General features: G+C 49.4%; 14 protein-coding genes. 6 read left to right on the top strand and 8 right to left on the bottom strand.

Annotated elements, in window-relative coordinates; all coding sequences use genetic code 11:
• Window positions 1–38 precede the first annotated feature (38 nt).
• Window positions 39–1,382 carry a sialidase family protein gene (locus PT964_RS02095; protein ID WP_274361663.1) on the bottom strand — a complete coding sequence of 448 codons (1,344 nt, stop codon included), beginning with the start codon at window positions 1,380–1,382 and terminating at the stop codon, window positions 39–41.
• A 248-nt stretch (window positions 1,383–1,630) separates the two neighbouring features.
• Between PT964_RS02095 and PT964_RS02090 the strand changes: the two genes are divergently transcribed.
• The gene (locus PT964_RS02090) at window positions 1,631–2,710 is read left to right on the top strand and encodes a ParM/StbA family protein (protein WP_274361662.1); all 1,080 of its coding nucleotides are present in this window, start codon (window positions 1,631–1,633) and stop codon (window positions 2,708–2,710) included.
• A gap of 5 nt (window positions 2,711–2,715) precedes the next feature.
• Entirely contained in the window at window positions 2,716–3,195 is a 480-nt protein-coding gene (locus PT964_RS02085; RefSeq protein WP_274361661.1) for a hypothetical protein, read from the top strand.
• Window positions 3,196–3,680: 485 nt separating this feature from the next.
• Here the strand turns inward: PT964_RS02085 and PT964_RS02080 are convergent, their stop codons facing one another.
• The 3 genes from PT964_RS02080 to lacZ form a co-directional block, all read right to left on the bottom strand.
• Complete coding sequence (locus PT964_RS02080; RefSeq protein ID WP_274361660.1) at window positions 3,681–3,986, bottom strand: hypothetical protein; 306 nt, start codon at window positions 3,984–3,986, stop codon at window positions 3,681–3,683.
• Window positions 3,983–4,114, bottom strand: a complete 132-nt coding sequence (locus PT964_RS26475) for an SEC-C metal-binding domain-containing protein (RefSeq protein ID WP_425262657.1) — start codon at window positions 4,112–4,114, stop codon at window positions 3,983–3,985. Before PT964_RS26475 ends, PT964_RS02080 begins: the two co-directional genes overlap by 4 nt.
• A gap of 343 nt (window positions 4,115–4,457) precedes the next feature.
• On the bottom strand, window positions 4,458–7,574 hold the full coding sequence (gene lacZ / locus PT964_RS02075) for a beta-galactosidase, LacZ type (protein ID WP_274361659.1): 3,117 nt from the start codon (window positions 7,572–7,574) through the stop codon (window positions 4,458–4,460).
• Between the two features lie 112 nt (window positions 7,575–7,686).
• Here lacZ and PT964_RS02070 point away from each other — a divergent pair, with 112 nt between their 5' ends.
• On the top strand, window positions 7,687–8,508 hold the full coding sequence (locus PT964_RS02070; protein ID WP_274361658.1) for an AraC family transcriptional regulator: 822 nt from the start codon (window positions 7,687–7,689) through the stop codon (window positions 8,506–8,508).
• 6 nt (window positions 8,509–8,514) lie between these two features.
• Here the strand turns inward: PT964_RS02070 and PT964_RS02065 are convergent, their stop codons facing one another.
• Window positions 8,515–10,101: a response regulator gene (locus PT964_RS02065; protein WP_274361657.1), complete on the bottom strand. Its 1,587-nt coding sequence runs from the start codon at window positions 10,099–10,101 to the stop codon at window positions 8,515–8,517.
• Between the two features lie 11 nt (window positions 10,102–10,112).
• Window positions 10,113–11,849, bottom strand: a complete 1,737-nt coding sequence (locus tag PT964_RS02060; RefSeq protein ID WP_274361656.1) for a sensor histidine kinase — start codon at window positions 11,847–11,849, stop codon at window positions 10,113–10,115.
• Between the two features lie 145 nt (window positions 11,850–11,994).
• Between PT964_RS02060 and PT964_RS02055 the strand changes: the two genes are divergently transcribed.
• From PT964_RS02055 to PT964_RS02045, 3 genes are all read left to right on the top strand, one after another.
• On the top strand, window positions 11,995–12,891 hold the full coding sequence (locus tag PT964_RS02055; RefSeq protein ID WP_274361655.1) for an ABC transporter permease: 897 nt from the start codon (window positions 11,995–11,997) through the stop codon (window positions 12,889–12,891).
• Between the two features lie 16 nt (window positions 12,892–12,907).
• On the top strand, window positions 12,908–13,786 hold the full coding sequence (locus PT964_RS02050) for a carbohydrate ABC transporter permease (RefSeq protein ID WP_274361654.1): 879 nt from the start codon (window positions 12,908–12,910) through the stop codon (window positions 13,784–13,786).
• 125 nt (window positions 13,787–13,911) lie between these two features.
• Window positions 13,912–15,585, top strand: a complete 1,674-nt coding sequence (locus PT964_RS02045; protein WP_274361653.1) for an extracellular solute-binding protein — start codon at window positions 13,912–13,914, stop codon at window positions 15,583–15,585.
• Between the two features lie 276 nt (window positions 15,586–15,861).
• On the opposite strand, the gene PT964_RS02040 is transcribed toward PT964_RS02045, so the two are convergent.
• Together PT964_RS02040 and PT964_RS02035 are read right to left on the bottom strand one after the other, a co-directional pair.
• Window positions 15,862–17,130 carry an RICIN domain-containing protein gene (locus PT964_RS02040; protein WP_274361652.1) on the bottom strand — a complete coding sequence of 423 codons (1,269 nt, stop codon included), beginning with the start codon at window positions 17,128–17,130 and terminating at the stop codon, window positions 15,862–15,864.
• Window positions 17,131–17,151: 21 nt separating this feature from the next.
• Window positions 17,152–17,967 (bottom strand): hypothetical protein, encoded by an 816-nt coding sequence (locus PT964_RS02035; RefSeq protein WP_274361651.1) that lies wholly within the window; start codon window positions 17,965–17,967, stop codon window positions 17,152–17,154.
• Between the last annotated feature and the right edge of the window lie 9 nt (window positions 17,968–17,976).

Genomic DNA, 17,976 nt, shown 5'->3' with positions numbered 1-17,976 from the left:
TATGCGGTTGTGGATTTTTATGCTGCCATGCAACCCAGTTACGGCACAATCGAGGTTGTGAAAATATCCGTTCGGTTCGATATAACCCCGGAATTCGCCCTTGCAAAGAAGGGATGAAACGTGCGGCCGATCGCGACAAGCCCTTGATAATCGCCAAGAAAACGTCCTCCATTGGTTTGAGGCGCGGTAAGAATATCGAACGGTCCAGCGATGTGCTTCTCGACGCCGAAGCTTTCAGCACCGTTGGCCGAAAATCTGATCCAGTAGTCTGTGGGGGTCGTTCCAGTTTGAGTCGTGGCGCTTCGGAAGTCATAATAAGTGACCCCTACCACACCCCTTGAATTTACTGCCACATTCGGAGTGAAGGCGGCCTTTCCCGTTGGAGGGCTCACACGAATCGGCTTACTCCATGTAACCCCTCCATCGGAAGAATGCGAAATGGCAATTTGGACAAACCGCCCTCCGCTGAACCTGGAATCGGCCCATACCGCGTAAAGCATTCCGCGCGGTCCGACGGCAGCCTGAGGAAGTACGTTTCCCGCTCGAATCAGCGTTCCCGTATTGGGAGTCCTTAGAGGTACGGACATTTGCTTGGCAATGATCGTCGCCGTCGACCACGTCGCTCCGCCGTCGTTGGATCTCTGCACGGAAATATTCCGACCCCTGTTCACACCGCTCCGAACCTGCCAGTTGAAGAAATTGTACAGTTTGCCGTTACGAGGATCAACGATGATCTCGTTGCCGATCGTAGAGTTTCCGGACCCTGGCGCAAAAATAATTTTAGGTTTACTCCATGTCCTTCCGCCGTTTGTCGTTTTAGAAAACAATGTCGGTCCGGTAACCAACGAGCCGGATGAGCCGAACTGCAGGCGATCCCAAACAACGTAGGCCACTCCGGGTCTTGTGGGGTCTGCCGTTATGCTTGGCTTATTATTGATAAAAGTTTTACCCCGGTTGGAAATAATAATCTGAGCATTTTGCCACGTACGTCCGCCGTTGCTGGAGGTCGCCGCGAGTATTGCCGTAGAATTCGTGATTCTGTTGACGGAAAACGCGCAGGAATAAGCAGTCCCATCCGGACCGATGGAAACCCACCCGTCTACGGTACGTCCAAAGTTAAATCTTGAGGTGGTACATAAGCTGAAGGGCAGCGGGGTTTCGTTCCAGGTGGCTCCGCCGTCGAAAGAGAAGCCCGCTACAATTGCACGCGCAAATCCGTTCGACCACCGGTCTTGCTGCCATACGCCAATCAAGTGATTGGGATTTGATGGGTTTACAGCCAGCCACGGTTCACATTCAGCGTTTGTAAAAGCGGTCCCGCTCCCACCGAATCTGCACCCGGCCACAGGACTGGGTCGAGAAACTCTCACTAAAGCCGACATACGGCGGTTCCCCCTCAATAAACAAGTTAGTTCATTAAATGCCGGAGGGAGACTGGTTGGCTCCTTGCAGCTGCCTATTTTTCCGCTTCCCGCATAACGGACGAATTCTGGGTTTTTGTCACACATGCCACGTTCGATCATAATATTTTATAACGGTACTTTTCATTGATATTCGAACGGAAAATACCTCACGCAGACGCAGTATGAGCATGAAATCATAAGAATAGGACTTGCGAGGAGGACTAACTTTGTTCAAAAAAAAGCTGGTTATCATGGGAATCGATCATGGGAACGGATACTTCAAGGGATATAGCAGCAAGGGCAAAGAATTTGTACACCCAAGCGGATTCCTTACAAAAGAGAATTCATTAAGGGAAGATTCCACAGGAGCGGGTCAGGCGGTACAGTACAATGAATTCGAATCGACTCTTTATCCGGGAGAACGATATGTGTGGGGGAATGAGGTTAATATAGCAAAAAGCAAATTCCTTTCAACCTATACGACAGAAGACAGGTATGCGCAAAAATATTACAAGCTGCTGAGTCAATTCGGGCTGGCAAGCCTCATTAACGAAGAAGAAGGGTCCTTTGATGTTCTGCTTATCACCGGTTGTCCGTCAAGGGAAAAAGGAACGAGACGGGAGCTGGAGCTGATTCAAATATTTAAAGACAGACACGTTGTCTTAATGAATGGCAAAGAAAAAAACATTCATGTAAAGGAATGCAAAGTTTTGCCTCAGCCCCTCGGCAGTATCCTGGATTTATATATCGATGAGGCAGGGAACGTCATTCGGGATGAAATCGCATCTTCTTATATCGGCATCGTAGATATCGGCTCCGGCACGACAGATTGCGATGGCATTGATTCATTAAATGCCATTCCCGACGATCGCCACACCATTCAGGTAGGGGTCCACGAAATTTACCAGCGTCTCGCGGATTATATTAACTCTATAAATCCGGATGCTTACGCGACACCTGAAAAGGTGGAGGTCCAGTTCGAAAACGATGATTATCAAGCTTCCAAACGTCTTGTTATTCCGATCAAAGAGGTCAAAGAAAGAATTGTTCGAGAAACGGCGGAATATCTCATTAATCAACTGCAAAAACGGTGGAGAAACAGAAGCAAATTTGACATGATTATTTTAACAGGCGGGGGAGCAAAATTAATGGCGCCTTGGTTTAAGGAATTTATTAAAGACATTCATGTAACCGAGGATTACCAAATATCAAATGCGAGAGGTTTCTTCAAATTCGGGCTCTTAATCGCAAAAGAATATGAACTTGAGGACATTATGGAAACGAATTTGGTTCTGACCAAGGGGTGAACCTTGTGAAAAAAATCCAATCCGTTAGCTTCCAGCTGGACGCAACGGACCTTCAAAATAAAAGGCTTTTATCGCTTTATAAACGACTTCAACGGAATCGTGTGCTTACACGGTTCTGTCGGGAAGCTTTTATCGAGAAAGCTGATCGTCATCTGAGCGGGTTGGATCAATCGTATGCGCAGCTGAATCATTGTATCAAGTCGAAAGGTATCCAGTATGTTTTAGATGCCATCCGCGAGAAAGAAGCCGGAGTATCCCCAGCAGATGAAAGCATGATACAAAAAGCCGCCGACAAAATCATTTTAGCCCTTAAGGAGTATCAAAAAGAGTCTTCCCGTCCTGCCCTGAGGATTCCGAAGCGGACCAACAATAATAAAGTGCACGTTGCAGCCCCCCAAAAAACAACAATCCCGTCGTTGGATGGGCACAAAAAAGGATCCCAACATAAGCCCGACCTCGAAAAATTGAAAGCGTTACTGTCATGACGTGGAGTATAGTTTAAACCAAAGCCCAGATCTCTTGCGGTCTGGGCTTTGTTCAAGACATCCTGCCCCCTACATCTTTACTTTCCGAACACCGCAAACACCAAGTCGGAAATCTCAGCCCTTCATCCGTATAATGATCGGGATTCTCTTCATCAAATAAAAAAGGATAATCACAACGCTGACACGCCAGGAAAATCGGATCCTTCGATCGGAGGATCAACGTTTTTGGCGTGCTCCTTCGTTAAGCGTCCCTTATTCGTGTAAACCAAAAAGCGGACCTTTCATATAACTTTCTGTTGGGTACTGTTTCCGAAGGTCATGGTATTGTCTCCATATAATAGGCAATACGGATGAATCGCCTTTAAGGCCAAGAAGAAGGCAAAGCGTAGAGCGCACGTATGGATTTCGAGCTTTATCCGCCAATTCCAGAACATGATCTAATGGAAAAGCGATAACTTTATTGAAATAACGTACGCTTTGCTCGATCAACACATCATCTTCAGCTTCCCACAGCCCAGCAAGGCAGGGGTAACCTGATTTTCGTACTCCAAAAGCCTCTTCAGTAACAATAAATGATTCATGCTATCTGTTTCTTTATTTAAATACCTTAAAAGCCGAACCGGGTTTTGTTCCTTGCGAATTTGTACCGCCTCTTCTTGTCCTCTGGATATTAGCTGCTTGGATATACTCGTCGCGATCTCTTGAAGAACCGGCATTGTCAAATCAGCATGCAACAGCATAGCAGATGAAAGATCCGAGAACGGGTGATAATGGAAAAACCAATCGTTCACCTTTGGATGGTCTGCATTCCCAAAAAGAAGTCTACGTTCGTATTCTGTTTTATGGATACAGCATTTTTATACTTGTTTTCACTCCCGCATAAACACGGATCATTTCTTCCGATTGATAGCGCAGTCATCATTTTTCTCCTCAGTCGATTGTTTATACATTATAAATCAAGTCTTCGACACTTCAACTCTATTTGAATGATCGGTGTCTCGGAAGTGCCGCACGTAGTTTTTCCCGAACGTCGTAAATTGCGGGATGGGCTGCGTGAAGTCGTAGCCGAGAAACCATAGGCACCAACTCGTCCAGCGAATGAACGGAAATCTGAAAGCGGCCTTCGTAATTGTTTTTACCCGGCATTTCCCATACCCCAAACCCATGGTTTTCCTTATGTATTCAACAAAAAAGACTGTAGACCCTGTCCCAAATGGAACTTTGTCTACAGTCTGGGACTGGGGTAATCCAGCCCTTTGTGTTTACACAGGACGCATCGTAAATTGAAATAGGTAAGGGCGGTTGGCGGGAAGCGTGTATTGTTCATGTGTCTGGGCACCCCAGCTGTCATCACCGCCTACGCCCATCTGCTTATAGTTTACTCTTACAACGGTCTTCTTGCTGTCGGGCAGCTTGTAGACATGGTCATGCGCCTCTAATTCCTCCGGTCTCCAAGGCAGGGCGTTGATTTCGAACGGGTTCTTTGCCTCGAATCGCAGGCCAGGTCCGTTAACACCTTGGGAAATTGTGGCGAACCTGACGTCGGTTTTATTTCCGCATTCCTGCGGCCTTAGATAAGGAACGAATTGCTCACGTACAGTGCCGGAATAACGCCCGAGACGCGCCCCTGTTTTCCGGTCCCAATAGTTTTCATGAGGTCCTCGTCCGTACCAGGATACGGTATTGAGGCTTCCATCCAGCTCAAGGACAATGCCAAACTCAGGCAGCTCGGGCAAGCCGCTGCCGGGAACTAATGTCTCCAGAATTGTTATTGTTCCGTCGGATAAAATCCGGTACTCGAAGGACAGCGCCGAAGCAGGCTCCGTCTCCAACACGTAGTCGGCCGCGACGACACAAGCTTCGCCTTCTATTCGATGTTCTAGACGCATCAACCGACGTAAACCGCCTGCGGTTTTCCATACCTTGCACCGCTCTTGCAGCTTGTTGCCGAGATCGTTGTCGGTGACAGCCCGCCAGAAGCTCGGCATAAGAGGCTTGAGCAGACGCTCTTGGCCGGACACCCGGTAAGAAGTTAAATCGCCGGTATTCCTGCTGAAGCGGATCGATATGTCCCCGCAGGAGATCAATAGCTCCTCCCCTGTTTCTTCCGCAATAAGACGCATCCCTTGAAAGGGGGTCGGAATCGTTGCCAGATAAGGAGAGAGAACGAACTGCTCCCAAGCAATCTCATGTCCCGCGCCGGCCCATGTTTTCTCTTCTTGCGTTATGAAAGACACGGTCAGGACGGCTTCTTTAATGGGATCCAACAGGGCTCTATCATAGGGGATCTCGATGTCGGCTGCCTCGCCCGGCGGCACCGCAACGGTCATGCCGCCGCTTTGTACCGCTATGCCGTCTAGGCTAACCTCCCACTTCAATCCAAAGCTGCTTAAATCCGTAAACAGGTGTTTGTTGCGGATGCGAACAAGTCCATGACCATTGTGCAGGTCAACCGCTTCGATGCTTACATTCTGGTAACACTTCTTCACTTCGTGCAGCTTTGGCGTAACCGTCCGGTCAGCAAGAACGAGCCCGTTGCCGCAAAAATTCCCGTCGTGCGGCGATTCGCCGAAATCTCCTCCGTAGGCCAAGTACTCGATACCGTCTTCTGTCTTTGTCCGGATGGCTTGATCTATCCAGTCCCAAATAAAAGCCCCTTGCAAAATATCATACCGGTCGAACAGCTCCCAATATAGATGGAGACCGCCGCAGGAATTGCCCATGGCATGGCTGTATTCACAGATGATGTACGGTTTTCTCGGGTTGCTGCGCGCGTAATTTTCGACATCCTTGGGTCTGATATACATGGTGGATTCGATATCGCTCGCCGCATCTGTCTTTCGGTGATGGAAAATCCCCTCATAATGAACGAGCCGTGTCGGGTCGGCTTTCTTCAAAAAATCGTACATCGCAACGAAGTTTTCGCCGCCGTAAGACTCGTTGCCGAGCGACCAAATGACGATGGACGGATGGTTTTTATCCCGTTGGAACATCGAATTGCAGCGGTCAAGCACATTCTCGCGCCATTCCGGCTTGCTGCCCGGAAGAGTATAGTCGTTCAACTCCTGTTGTCCATAGTGCCATGTACCGTGCGTCTCGAGATTTGTCTCGTCAATGACATAGAGACCGTATTCGTCGCAAAGCTCGTACCAAAGAGATTGATTCGGGTAATGGGAGGTTCGGACTGCGTTAATATTAAAGGCCTTCATAAGCTTGATGTCCCTTATCATGTCCTCTTTGGTCAGTGCCCGGCCGGTGTCGGGAGAGAATTCGTGACGGTTCACGCCTTTAAACACGATTCTCTTGCCGTTGATTTTCATGAGACCGTCCTTCAGCTCGAACTTCCGAAAGCCGACACGGCAGCTAACGGCTTCGAGTATGCGGCCATCCTTGTCTTCCATGGTAAGGACGAGTGTATAAAGGTTGGGTTCTTCAGCACTCCACTTCAGCGGATTTGCGACGCGCGTCGAAAGCTCGAATGTGCGGGTATCCTCGCCTTGGAAGGATGCATCTGCCTTAAGAGGGCGCTCCAACACGGCTTGCCTCTTATGATCATAGAGTTGTGCCTGCACAGTGATTCCATCGTTCGTTTCGTTGTAATAGTTGGCGATCTTTAGATCCAGCTTTATTTCCGCATTGCGATAAGCGGCGTCCAGATCGGTCCGGACGAAGAAGTCGGAAATATGGATCGGAGGAGCCGAATATAAATACACGTCGCGAAAGATGCCGCTTAGCCGCCAAAAATCTTGATCCTCCAGCCAGCTGGCATCGCACCATCGGTACACTTCGACAGCCAATTTGTTCTCCCCGCCGTTCAAGTACGGGGTAATGTCGAACTCGGCCGGTGTAAATGTGTCTTCGCTGTACCCGACCAGTTCCCCGTTCACCCATACATAAAAGGCGGATTCAACGCCTTGGAAGCTAAGGAACACAGGCTGGCCCCCCCAGGCTTCAGGCACGTTGAAGGTTCGGATATAAGACCCGACTGGATTATAGACAGACGGTGCAAAGGGAGGCTTTAAATCCGGTTCGGATACCGACCAAGGGTAACGTACATTCGTATATTGGGGATAATCATAGCCTTGCAGTTGCCAATGAGATGGGACAGGCATATCCGCCCAGCCGCTGGAATCAAAGTCGGTCTGGTAAAAATGCTTGATTCGCCGCTCCGGCGTCTCCGCAAATTGAAATTTCCAAATGCCGTTTAATGGATAGTAAAAAGGAGAGGACGTACGGTCTCCATCCATAGCTTCCGATAAGGTAGGAAACGGCATCATTGATGCGTGAGCCTCCAACCTGCCAACTTGGAAGATGTCCGGATTATTGTTCCACTCGGGGTAACCGTTCGCCGGCGGCTGGTAGTCCAATTTTTTGCGCATAGCAGCAGCCTCCCTATCATTGATATAATATTGCTATTATAAAATTGGCTTGTCCTTAAGGAAATAAACAATATTGTCGAGTTCTATCAAAATTTGAAACGGAGCCATTGATGTGAAAAGTAAAATTATTTTTGGGAAAACCGACGTGGCGCCTCGACTCCCTGTCATTATGACGACGGTCGGCTATTGGGAGCATCAACCGGAAACGATTCGCCCCGCCGGGTTTCCCGATTTTCAGTTCCATCAAATCGTAAAGGGCCAGGGAAAGTTAGTCATAAGGGAGAATGAGTATATTGTCGGCCCCGGAGATGTTTTTTTTCTATTTCCAGATGTTCCGCACCGCTATGCGCCGATCAGCGAAAATTGGGAGCTTGCATGGGTATCCTTCCGGGGCAGGGAGGCAAGCCAATTGCTTACGTATGCAGGAGTGAGCGGATCGGGTGTAAGCAAACTCCGAATGGAGACACTCATGGACGAGCTGACTCGGATGCTGTCGATGGACGAAAATCAGGAGATGGATTCCGAAATCGAGTACTCGAAGATGGTCTATGCGCTTTTATTGGACTTAAAGCGGCTTCTGCCCGCCCCGAAGAATATCGATTACCAGATGGAACGGATCAGGCCGGTGCTTAGGCACATCTCGCAAAATTTGCATCGAGAAGTGCCGCTCGCCGAACTGGCGGAAATCGCTGCCGTATCGCCGCAATATTTGTGCAGGCTCTTTCAGAAGACGATGAATATCCGGCCTACAGTTTATATCAATCAAGAACGAATTGACCAAAGCAAAAAGCTGATGTTTAGCGAAGGGGGAAAAAAGCTTTCCGAAATTGCGCATTTGGTCGGTTATGAGAATCCCAGTTACTTTAGTGCAGTGTTTAAGCGGTATACGGGGATGAGCCCGGAGGAATTCAAAAAGCTGCACGGATTAAATTAGTTAGGCTCAGCGCTCTCGGAACTCTTGAGGGGTCAAGCCGAAATATTTTTTGAACACTTTGATGAAATACGGCGTGTTTTGATAGCCGAGCTTAGCCGCGATTTCATAAATGCGTTCGTCCGTGCTTTTCAGCAGATAGGAAGCTTTCTCCATTCGAATGCGACTGATTGTCTCGGTCAGGCTTTCTCCCTGCTCTTGCTTGAAAATTTTCGAGACGGATACCGGGTGCAGCCCGACGTGATCCGCAATCGCTTGCAGAGACACGTCGTGTTCCAAATGCTTCTCGACATAAACCAGTACCTGCCTTACGATCTGCGAACGATGACTGCGCACCTCGATGTCCATGTCGTCGCGCAGCCGCTTCAGCATATCGTGCGCAAACCTCTTCAACTGAGACACGGTGCGGATCGACTGAAGGTCGCCAAGCGTGCTCGCACCGCTTGATTCGGATAGCCATTTGCCGTTTTTGTGCGAGTAATGGGTGAAAGCCGACATCAAGAGGTGAATCGCTTCCGCCAAGTGCTCCGCGGAATCCGGGAACTGTTCGCCCAATTCGTCAAGGCCTGTTTCGATTTTCTCCGCCACAGCCCCCCATTGCCCCCCTTCCAGCAATGCGAGGATTCCGGGCGGTTCATACAACCGCCCTAATGCACGAATCGAAGCGCCTCCCGGTTGCTCCCCTGCTATTAGAAACGACTGCCGGTTGGGGCCGACTTGCCTGCGGAGCGTATTGATGCAGCTTTGGTACCGCTCCCGCACATCTTTAGGAAACGTGCCGGGCTCGCTGACGATGACCGATACCCAGCCCTTCAGGTAGGTTTCTACGTTCTCCTGCAGGTGAACCGCGCACCTTTCAAGCAAATTCCATCGTTTATCCGGATCGACAACAATGGCGACCAGGTTTTCATACGAATCGGTGGCGCACCAGAAGCCGAACGTTTCCTCAAATATTTCTTCGGCCATGTTGCCGATCGCATACGCGAACAGCCCGCGGTGTTCGGGCGTATGCTCCGCGAACTGCTCTTCGAGCCGAATGACCAGCACGGCGCATGGATCATCGATGCGAAACGGCACATCAAGCATGAGCAGCCGTTCAGCCAGCTTGTCCTTGGCAATCCGCTTGCCGGTGAGCAGGTCATTCAGCATAAGATTCCTAATTAGCGGACGGTGTTCTCGCAGAGCCTGTTCGGCTCGCCGCATAGATCCAGCGGATTCCCATTCCTCCCGAACGGCGGCGGCGGCACCGGAAACGGCCTGCAGCAGGTCTGCGTCCGGAACCGGCTTCAGCAGGTAAGCAAATGCACGGCTTGCCATCGCTTCGCGAGCATAATCGAATTCGGCGAATCCGCTTAGCACGATGCATTTCGTGCGCCTCCATCTGCGATATATTTCAGCGAGCAGTTCGAGTCCGGACACTTCGGGCATCCGAATGTCTGTCACGACGATGTCGATCGGGTGGGTTTCCAACAACCGCAATGCTTCGGCCGCTGAATAAGCAATATGGACACTCGTCATTCCGACCGTTTCCCAAGGCAGCGTCCACGCGAGCCCCTCCGCCACCATCTCTTCGTCATCCACAATCAAAAGCTGCATTCGAACTCCCCCTATTTTTTCTCCGGTTCCGGCCAGTGTAAACTCACTTTCAAGCCTCCGAGCTCCGATTGTTCAATTCGCAGCCCGGCTCTCTCTCCAAACAAAATCTTCAGCCGCTGGTGCACGTTCCAGACACCGTAGCCCATATCGCTGTCAAGCGGCAGATCGAGCCGGCTTTCCAAAGAGCGCTGTTCGGACTCGGACAGCCCTTTCCCGTTATCCTCCACAACAATACCGCATTCGCCGTCGCTCCATACACCGGTTATGCGAACAATTCCGGCGCCGGATACTTGCTCGACACCGTATTTCACCGCATTCTCGACGATTGGCTGCAGGATCAGGCGCGGCACTTCCAGCATATTCATCCGTTCGGGAATCGAAATTTCGAACTGCAGGCGGCGCATCCGCAGCTTTTGAATCGTCAAATAATGATGGATCAAACCCGATTCTTCGGCAATGGTGGCCGTCGCCTTTTCCAATCGGGTGGCATATCGGAAATATTCACCGAGACTGACTGCCATCTTTTCCACTGCTTCCTCGTCATTAAGTTTCGCTGCATTCTTGATAAAAAACAGGCAGTTGTACAAAAAATGCGGATTAATCTGCGATTGCAGCTGTTTTAGCGTCGCTTCCCGCGAACGCAGCTGTTCCGTGTAAACGTTTTGGATCAGACGCTGGATTTCCTCCGCCATTTTGTTGAACCGGTCAAATAAATATTGGAATTCGTCGTTTCTAATCGGCTTGATGCGGGCAGAGTAGTTGCCGAGCGTAACCATGCCGACGTTCCGGACCAATTCGCGGATCGGCACTTGGACCTGTTTGTAAAACAACATCGCTCCAGCTACGGATAGGCCAAGCAGGCATAGGATGGAAGCGTAGAACAGGTTGCGGCTCTTCTTAATCGGCGCGAGCGCATCTTCAAGAGACATATAATCGATCAGCTCCCAGCCAAGCGTGGAAGAAGAAAGCCGGTATACCTGATAGTTCCGCCCGTTCAAGCTGACAATCGACGCTTCGGTTTCCTGCTGGGGCTTCTCTGCGGCAAGCTTATCGACTAACATGCCGATGAGTTCTTCTTTAGCAGAGTGATTCGTAATCGGCCGGTGCTCCGGATGGAACAAGAACGGGTCGCCGGAGCCGTCCTGCTTGTATTTATCAAGCATGTTTGACAAGTTAGCCTCGGGAAAGTGCACTTGGACAATCAACCTGGCGTGGTCAGCTGTAACGGCTGAATAGGGCTCAACGGTGTTCCAGGAAAATGTGTAGCTTTCTCCTTCCTTCTGCAGCTGCCATCCGCGCTTTTGAATATTTGGCATTGTAAACGGCAGGAATACGTCGGTCGAGTCAGTCGATACAATCTCGTGTTTTTTCGGGGCATAAACGGCGAAATCTGTCTGCCAATTCGCGCCGGCGCTCCAGCTGCTGGTAACCACGTACATGTTGAGCTTGGCTGCCACCAGCTGCTTCTGCGCCAAACTGTCGTAATAATTTCCCGGATCGGTCAGCGCCATGATGCGGACCGATTCGTCCCGGCTGAGCGTGAATGTGCTCGAGGCGAGCAGCTCCGCCTGGTTGTCAATTTGCCCGAGGAAAGAACGCAAATGCTGCAGTTTAAGTTCCTCAGCTTGCTTTTTAAGCGTATCGACGCTAACTCGGTATGAAACGAAATAGAACGCGATGATAAATATAAAAAGCACGACCAAAAACGTAATTATCTTGCTGAATAATGTGACCCTGAATGCAAGCACGCCGCTCCCCCTCGACTATGAAAACATAATGACGGCTAAGAGATTGTTCTATAAAACCATTTCGGTTTGTGAGTAAAATAATCATACGTTCAAACGGATTGAACAAGCAAGCGACTAAAATTCAGTCATAAAAGGGAGGTCCTCAATGGTGAAGCATAGGAACAGTTTGCCTTTTCACCTGATGCTGCTGCCGGCCGTCGTTTTAACCCTTCTGTTCGCATACTGGCCGATGTTCGGCGTCGTTATGGCTTTTCAGGATTTCAAACCGTGGCTCGGTTTTTCCGGCTCCCCTTGGGTGGGGCTCAAACACTTCAACGACATGTTTGCACGTCCCGACAGCGTTCAGGTCATCTGGAACACGTTCGTCATTGCCGCGATGAAGATCATCGCCAATCTCGCAGCACCGTTTATATTCGCTCTGCTGCTGAATGAAGTCCGGCACATGGGCTTCAAACGTTCGATTCAAACGCTTGTTTATTTGCCGCATTTCTTATCCTGGGTAATTCTCGGAGGGATTTTACTGGACATGCTGTCGCCGGAAGGAGGGCTGGTAAACCGGATTCTGCAAACACTATTCGACATTAAACCGATCTTCTTCTTGGGTGATAACAACTGGTTCCGGTTTACCGTCGTCGTAAGCGACGTTTGGAAGGAATTTGGCTTCGGCACGATCGTATTCCTTGCAGCACTTGCCGGTGTAAACCCCTCGCTGTATGAAGCCGCTTCGATCGACGGAGCTAACCGCTTGCAGCAGACGTTGCACATCACGATTCCCTCTCTCATACCGATTACGATCGTCGTCGGCACGCTGTCGCTCGGCAACATATTAAATGCGGGGTTCGATCAGATCTTCAACCTCTATAACGCTCTCGTGTTTGAAAAAGGCGACATTATCGATACTTTCGTCTACCGGATGGCTATTCTGAGCAACAAGATGAGCTTTGCGACGGCGGTCGGATTGTTCAAATCCGTTATCAGCTTCGTGCTGATCGTCATCGCTTACCGGTTGGCTAACAAATTTGCCGGCTACCGGATTTTCTAGAAAGGAGAATGGGTCCATGTACGACCGCAGCGTTTCATATCGCGTATTTTCCATCGGCAACTATTTGCTGCTGACTATCATTGCCATCCTATGTATCGTGCCGATGATTCACATCCTCGCCGTTTCGTTCAGCGGCCGCGCGCCGGCTAGCGCCAACCTCGTCGGACTGTGGCCGGTTGACTTCACGGTGGATGCTTACATGAAGTCTATCGCGAACGAAAACTTCATCCGCGCGCTATGGATGGCTGTGAAGCGGACGGTACTCGGTACGGGGATCAGCATGGCGCTTGTCTTCCTTGCCGCCTACCCACTCTCCAAGGACGAATCGGTATTCCGCGGACGGACTGTATACGCTTGGTTTTTCGTTTTCACCATGCTGTTTAGCGGCGGCCTCGTTCCGTGGTATATCGTCATTCAGAAACTTCACCTGATGAACTCGATTTGGGCGCTCGTCCTCCCGGGTGCAGTCAGTGTGTGGAACATAATCTTGCTGTTAAACTTCTTCCGCAATGTGCCGAAAGAACTTGAGGAAGCGGCCTTGATCGATGGTGCGAATCATTTTCGCACGATGGTCAGCATCTATCTTCCTCTTTCGATGCCGGCCATTGCGACATTGTCTCTGTTTTCGATGGTCGGACATTGGAACTCTTGGTTCGACGGCATGCTGCTCATGCAAGATGTGAGAAATTATCCGCTCGCGACATTTTTGCAGACGATTATCGTGCAGCAGGATTTCAGCAAAGTCAATGTTCGTCCGGAAGACTTGGAGAATATCGCGCAGCGGACGGTCAAAGCGGCGCAAATATTTATTGGCGCGCTGCCGATTTTGCTAGTATACCCGTTTTTGCAACGTTTTTTTGTCAAGGGCATTGTGCTTGGAGCGATCAAGGAATAGAGAGGGCTAACAGAACGTTATGCCGGCTAAGGATTTGTTCTAGCATTGATATGAAATAAATTTAATAATCATTTTTGAATTGAGACGACGATTACCGTCACAAAATAGTACAAGGGGGAAGATGTATGAAAAGATGGTTAGCATTGTCGCTTGCTCTCGCACTCGTATTTATATCCTTGGCCGCATGCGGCGGGGGGAAGACGGAAGAGCCGTCAGGTACGTCAGGTACGTCAGGTACGGACAGCGGAGGCACACAAAATTCGGCTATGGTGGACGGCAAGTATGACCCGCCGGTGACAATTACAACCGTAGGCATCATTGGCGGCGATATCAAGTACAAAGATGGCGAATCGATCGAAGACAATGTCCACCTTCGCTGGGCGAAAGAAAAACTAGGGATTGACATCAAATATTTGTGGACGACGAACGGCTCATTAGAAACGAAGCTGCGGCTCGCACTTTCCGCCAATCAGGAGATGCCCGATATTCTCGCGCTTCGTAACAATGCAATACAAGATTTGATCGACTCGGGCAAGTTCCAGGAGGTCGGCGAACTGTTCGAGAAGTATGCTTCCCCGACTTGGAAAGCGGCAATGAACGAAGACCCGACGGTTTGGCATCCGTTCATGCGCGACGGCAAGAAATTTGCGATCCCGATTCTCGATTACTCCTATAATGGAGATCCCGTCCTCTGGATTCGCGAAGACTGGATGAACAAATTTAACCTGCAAGCTCCAAAAACGATTGCCGATCTGGAAAAAATTCTTGACACATTTGCGAATCAGGATCCGGACGGTAACGGGCAAAAAGATACGTACGGTTTGACAATCGGTTTTGGAAACAGCCTGAATACGTGGATGGCTGACGCCGGTTGGATCTTCGGAGCATACGGAGCGATGCCGAGTCAGTGGAACAAGGACGCTAACGGCGGATTGGAATATGGCTCGATCAATCCTGGGGTGAAGCAGGGGCTTGCCAAAATCAAAGAATGGATGGACAAGGGCTACTTACCTAAAGAAGCAGGGTTATGGGACGAAGGCAAAGCGACCGAACTGTTTACCGCCGGCAAAGCGGGCATCGTTGCAGGTCCGCACTGGATGCCTTGGTGGCCTCTCGAAGACGTCAAGAAGAACGTGCCTGGCGCAGAATACCGTGCTTATCCGATTCCTGCCGGACCCGACGGGAAAGCGGGCCGCCACGGGACGCCAAACTTCAACGGGGCCGTGCTGATTAACAAGAATATGAAGAACCCGGAAGCTTTCTTCACCTACCAAAACTACTTGTTTGAAAACTACGCGAATCCGCAGCCGGGCTCCGAATTCGAGTACGGCTTGGCCCAAGGCTACGACTGGGATATTGTCGACGGAAAACCGGTGACGCTGCCGGAAGGGCAGGGCGGCATTGCGGTCAAAAAGTATACGCTCACGTTCGACGGTGCGCGCATTCCTTCGCTCTCGATGAATATTTTGGCGAAGCTGGCCCGCGGAGAAGAGCCGGAAACCCCCGCCGAGCGCAAAGCACAAGACGAAACACCGACGACAGCGTTAGAGGCGGCGAAAATCGTGCTTGACCAGAAGGACATTGTCATGATGAACATGTTCACTGGCGCTCCGACCGAGACGATGAATGACAAGAACGAGCTGCTTGGCAAGATGGAAAAAGAAGCGTTCAGTAAAATCATCTACGGTAAAGTCGGTCTCGACGAGTTCGACAATTTCGTGGCCAACTGGAAAAAAGCTGGCGGCGATACGATTACGAATGAAGTCAATGAGTGGTATCAACAAGTCGGCGGGAAGTAATTTTCCGCTCTAAAACCAAAGCATTGGGACAGTCCGAAGTGGGCCAAGGAGATTAACTCCTAGGCCCACATTGTCATTTTGCTGATGCAAACCGCAGCGGTAGATTTGGATACACATGCTCGTCCGCTTCGCTCCCTGCGCGCGGCCGAACCCCTTCCCTGGGGCTTCGCCTCCCCTCTCTGCCTCCATATGAAGAAAGGCCCCGACCAATTAGGTCGGAGCCTTCTTCATGGTATGGAGGCGAACCGTGATTGTATACAGCCACAAGGCTTCGACCTATTCAACCGGGATGATGCTCCATTGCTGATTGGGCCGTCCATGCAGATCCCATTGAATGACTGGGGCCCCGTCATACTCAGCTTGACCTGTTACATCGAGGGCCTTGAGACTGTGGCGATTAACGATTAAGTAATACCCGGAGCCCGAATCCGAAATGTACCATTGCTGGTTATGTCCTCCGGTATTCCACCACTGAATCGCTTCTGCCCCCGGGTCTACGGATTGTCCCTTAACCTCCAACACTAACCCGCTTCGACGATTAATAATATGATACCAGCCCGCACCGGCATCCGCGATTTTCCATTGTTGGTGTGCCTTATTTCCATTACTCCACTGAATAATTTCGGCTCCTCCGTCAATCGACTCCCCAATTACTTCCAATGCTTTACCGCTTTGACGATTAATTATTTGATAACAGCCGTCTCCTCGCACCTCGAAAGGATTCGCTTGAAGATCGAGTTCCCGCAATCTCTGTGCGGTTTCAATTAAATTTCGCCCCTTAATCGGATGAATCCAATAATAATAAGGATGAAGTTTTGCCAACTCCACTTTATGCCAAGGAATCTCATCCATACCCCAACCTATGGCACCCAGTCCATCGTCGGGATAACCTCGAATGTTTGCACCGCAAGCTCTAGCCATAGTTACGAACAGCATTTCCTCCATAGCTGTAACCGTTGTACTAGACAGCAACTTCTCTAATACAGGCCGATTGATACGAGATAGGATCTTCTGAACGATACTCCTTCTATATACCTGTCCAGGATTAAAAACCCACAAGAAATGATTAAGCTCAAAGAAAGATTGCCAGCGACCCCACTCTTTCCACATTCTTGGAACCGCTTTTGAAGAAAAGACGCTAAACTCCGAAGGGTCATGACTAACAGTCAACGCCCATCCCATGCAATCGAAACCGGCCATAGTTTCATCAAGAAATGAACTAAATCCGCTCTTTACAAAAAGAATGTCATGATCCAGGTTAACCAAGTATTCATATTTAACATCGATTTCCTCCAACCATCTTGCTACATCAAATAAAAAATTCCCTAGAAACTCATATTTTAGCGGCCTGCTGTAGGGACATATCGGAATGCCCATATTTACCCCAAACCGCTTATTCTTTCCGCCGTTAAAAAGCACAATTTCCGCATCATTGTTAAAGTGTCGGATATTATGAATTTGACTTGCCAATACATCTTCATAATCATGTGCCAAAATGGCAAAAACGACTTTTCGATTTTGAGGTTTAATAGCGACCTCCCCCATATTCTGTTCTCCTCTCAAAACTTAGTTCATCAATTCCCGAATCCATTGACGAAGAGGATGATGAATATTCCTTTCTATTCTTTTCACTGCGTATACATGTTCGATGCAATAGGCCTCGGTTTGTAAACCTTTCTGCTCATGAACCCCAAGAATCGTATCCCGATCAATGGGATAACCGGTAGTCACCTCCGAAAGAACAAGAGGAGTCCTGGAAAAGCTATCGGTCAGCTTGGAAATCAATGTGGAATAATAGATTTCCTCTCTTGGCAACCGGTATCCCCTTCCATATTCAAAAAATCGCTCTATTATGCGAACCATTTCTCGAAAAACATCTTTCTCAAAAAAAATGCCTTCAGGCTGTGTACTGTATGCCGTCGTAATTCCCAAAAATTCCATTATATTTTGCAATTCCGAATCCCCGAGCGCAGCATGCGACCAAGGCCAGCTTGCTTCACGATGAATCTCGGTTTGCATGCATGCGTTCTTTACAGAAGCCATATGAATTTGTGCTCCTTTACGAACATACATATCGTTGCTTGCATGCAGCACAAAATAATCGAAATCGGTTTGCGCGGCGATATATCTGAAATTGGCGTTATGCACATGAACTAAGCCATTATGATATTGTGTCGGAAGAGATACGGGATTCACAAAAACCTGGTCTTTGTTGAAGATATTATAATCCTGATTCGCATAAATCCGGTCCGGAAACCGAAACTGCCGTGATCTATGCAGAACGATAATTACATTTTGACCATAAGCGGCCTTTATATTAGAAATTTGATCATTGATGACATCCGGACATTCGTGAACGGGAATAGAAACGCAAACCTTCATCCCTCCCCC

Origin of the sequence: Paenibacillus thermotolerans (assembly GCF_028745515.1) — a bacterium.
GTDB lineage: Bacteria > Bacillota > Bacilli > Paenibacillales > YIM-B00363 > Paenibacillus_AE > Paenibacillus_AE thermotolerans.
The sequence above is the reverse complement of the archived record's forward strand: the minus strand, read 5'-3'. Positions and strand labels throughout refer to the sequence as shown.

What these genes read in the sequence shown, in the direction of transcription:
- PT964_RS02095 (WP_274361663.1), bottom strand. Translation starts at nt 1,382, where the DNA reads ATGTCGGCTTTAGTGAGAGTTTCTCGACCCAGTCCTGTGGCCGGGTGC.
- PT964_RS26475 (WP_425262657.1), bottom strand. Translation starts at nt 4,114, where the DNA reads ATGACTGCGCTATCAATCGGAAGAAATGATCCGTGTTTATGCGGGAGT.
- lacZ (WP_274361659.1), bottom strand. Translation starts at nt 7,574, where the DNA reads ATGCGCAAAAAATTGGACTACCAGCCGCCGGCGAACGGTTACCCCGAG.
- PT964_RS02065 (WP_274361657.1), bottom strand. Translation starts at nt 10,101, where the DNA reads ATGCAGCTTTTGATTGTGGATGACGAAGAGATGGTGGCGGAGGGGCTC.
- PT964_RS02055 (WP_274361655.1), top strand. Translation starts at nt 11,995, where the DNA reads ATGGTGAAGCATAGGAACAGTTTGCCTTTTCACCTGATGCTGCTGCCG.
- PT964_RS02050 (WP_274361654.1), top strand. Translation starts at nt 12,908, where the DNA reads ATGTACGACCGCAGCGTTTCATATCGCGTATTTTCCATCGGCAACTAT.
- PT964_RS02045 (WP_274361653.1), top strand. Translation starts at nt 13,912, where the DNA reads ATGAAAAGATGGTTAGCATTGTCGCTTGCTCTCGCACTCGTATTTATA.
- PT964_RS02040 (WP_274361652.1), bottom strand. Translation starts at nt 17,130, where the DNA reads ATGGGGGAGGTCGCTATTAAACCTCAAAATCGAAAAGTCGTTTTTGCC.
- PT964_RS02035 (WP_274361651.1), bottom strand. Translation starts at nt 17,967, where the DNA reads ATGAAGGTTTGCGTTTCTATTCCCGTTCACGAATGTCCGGATGTCATC.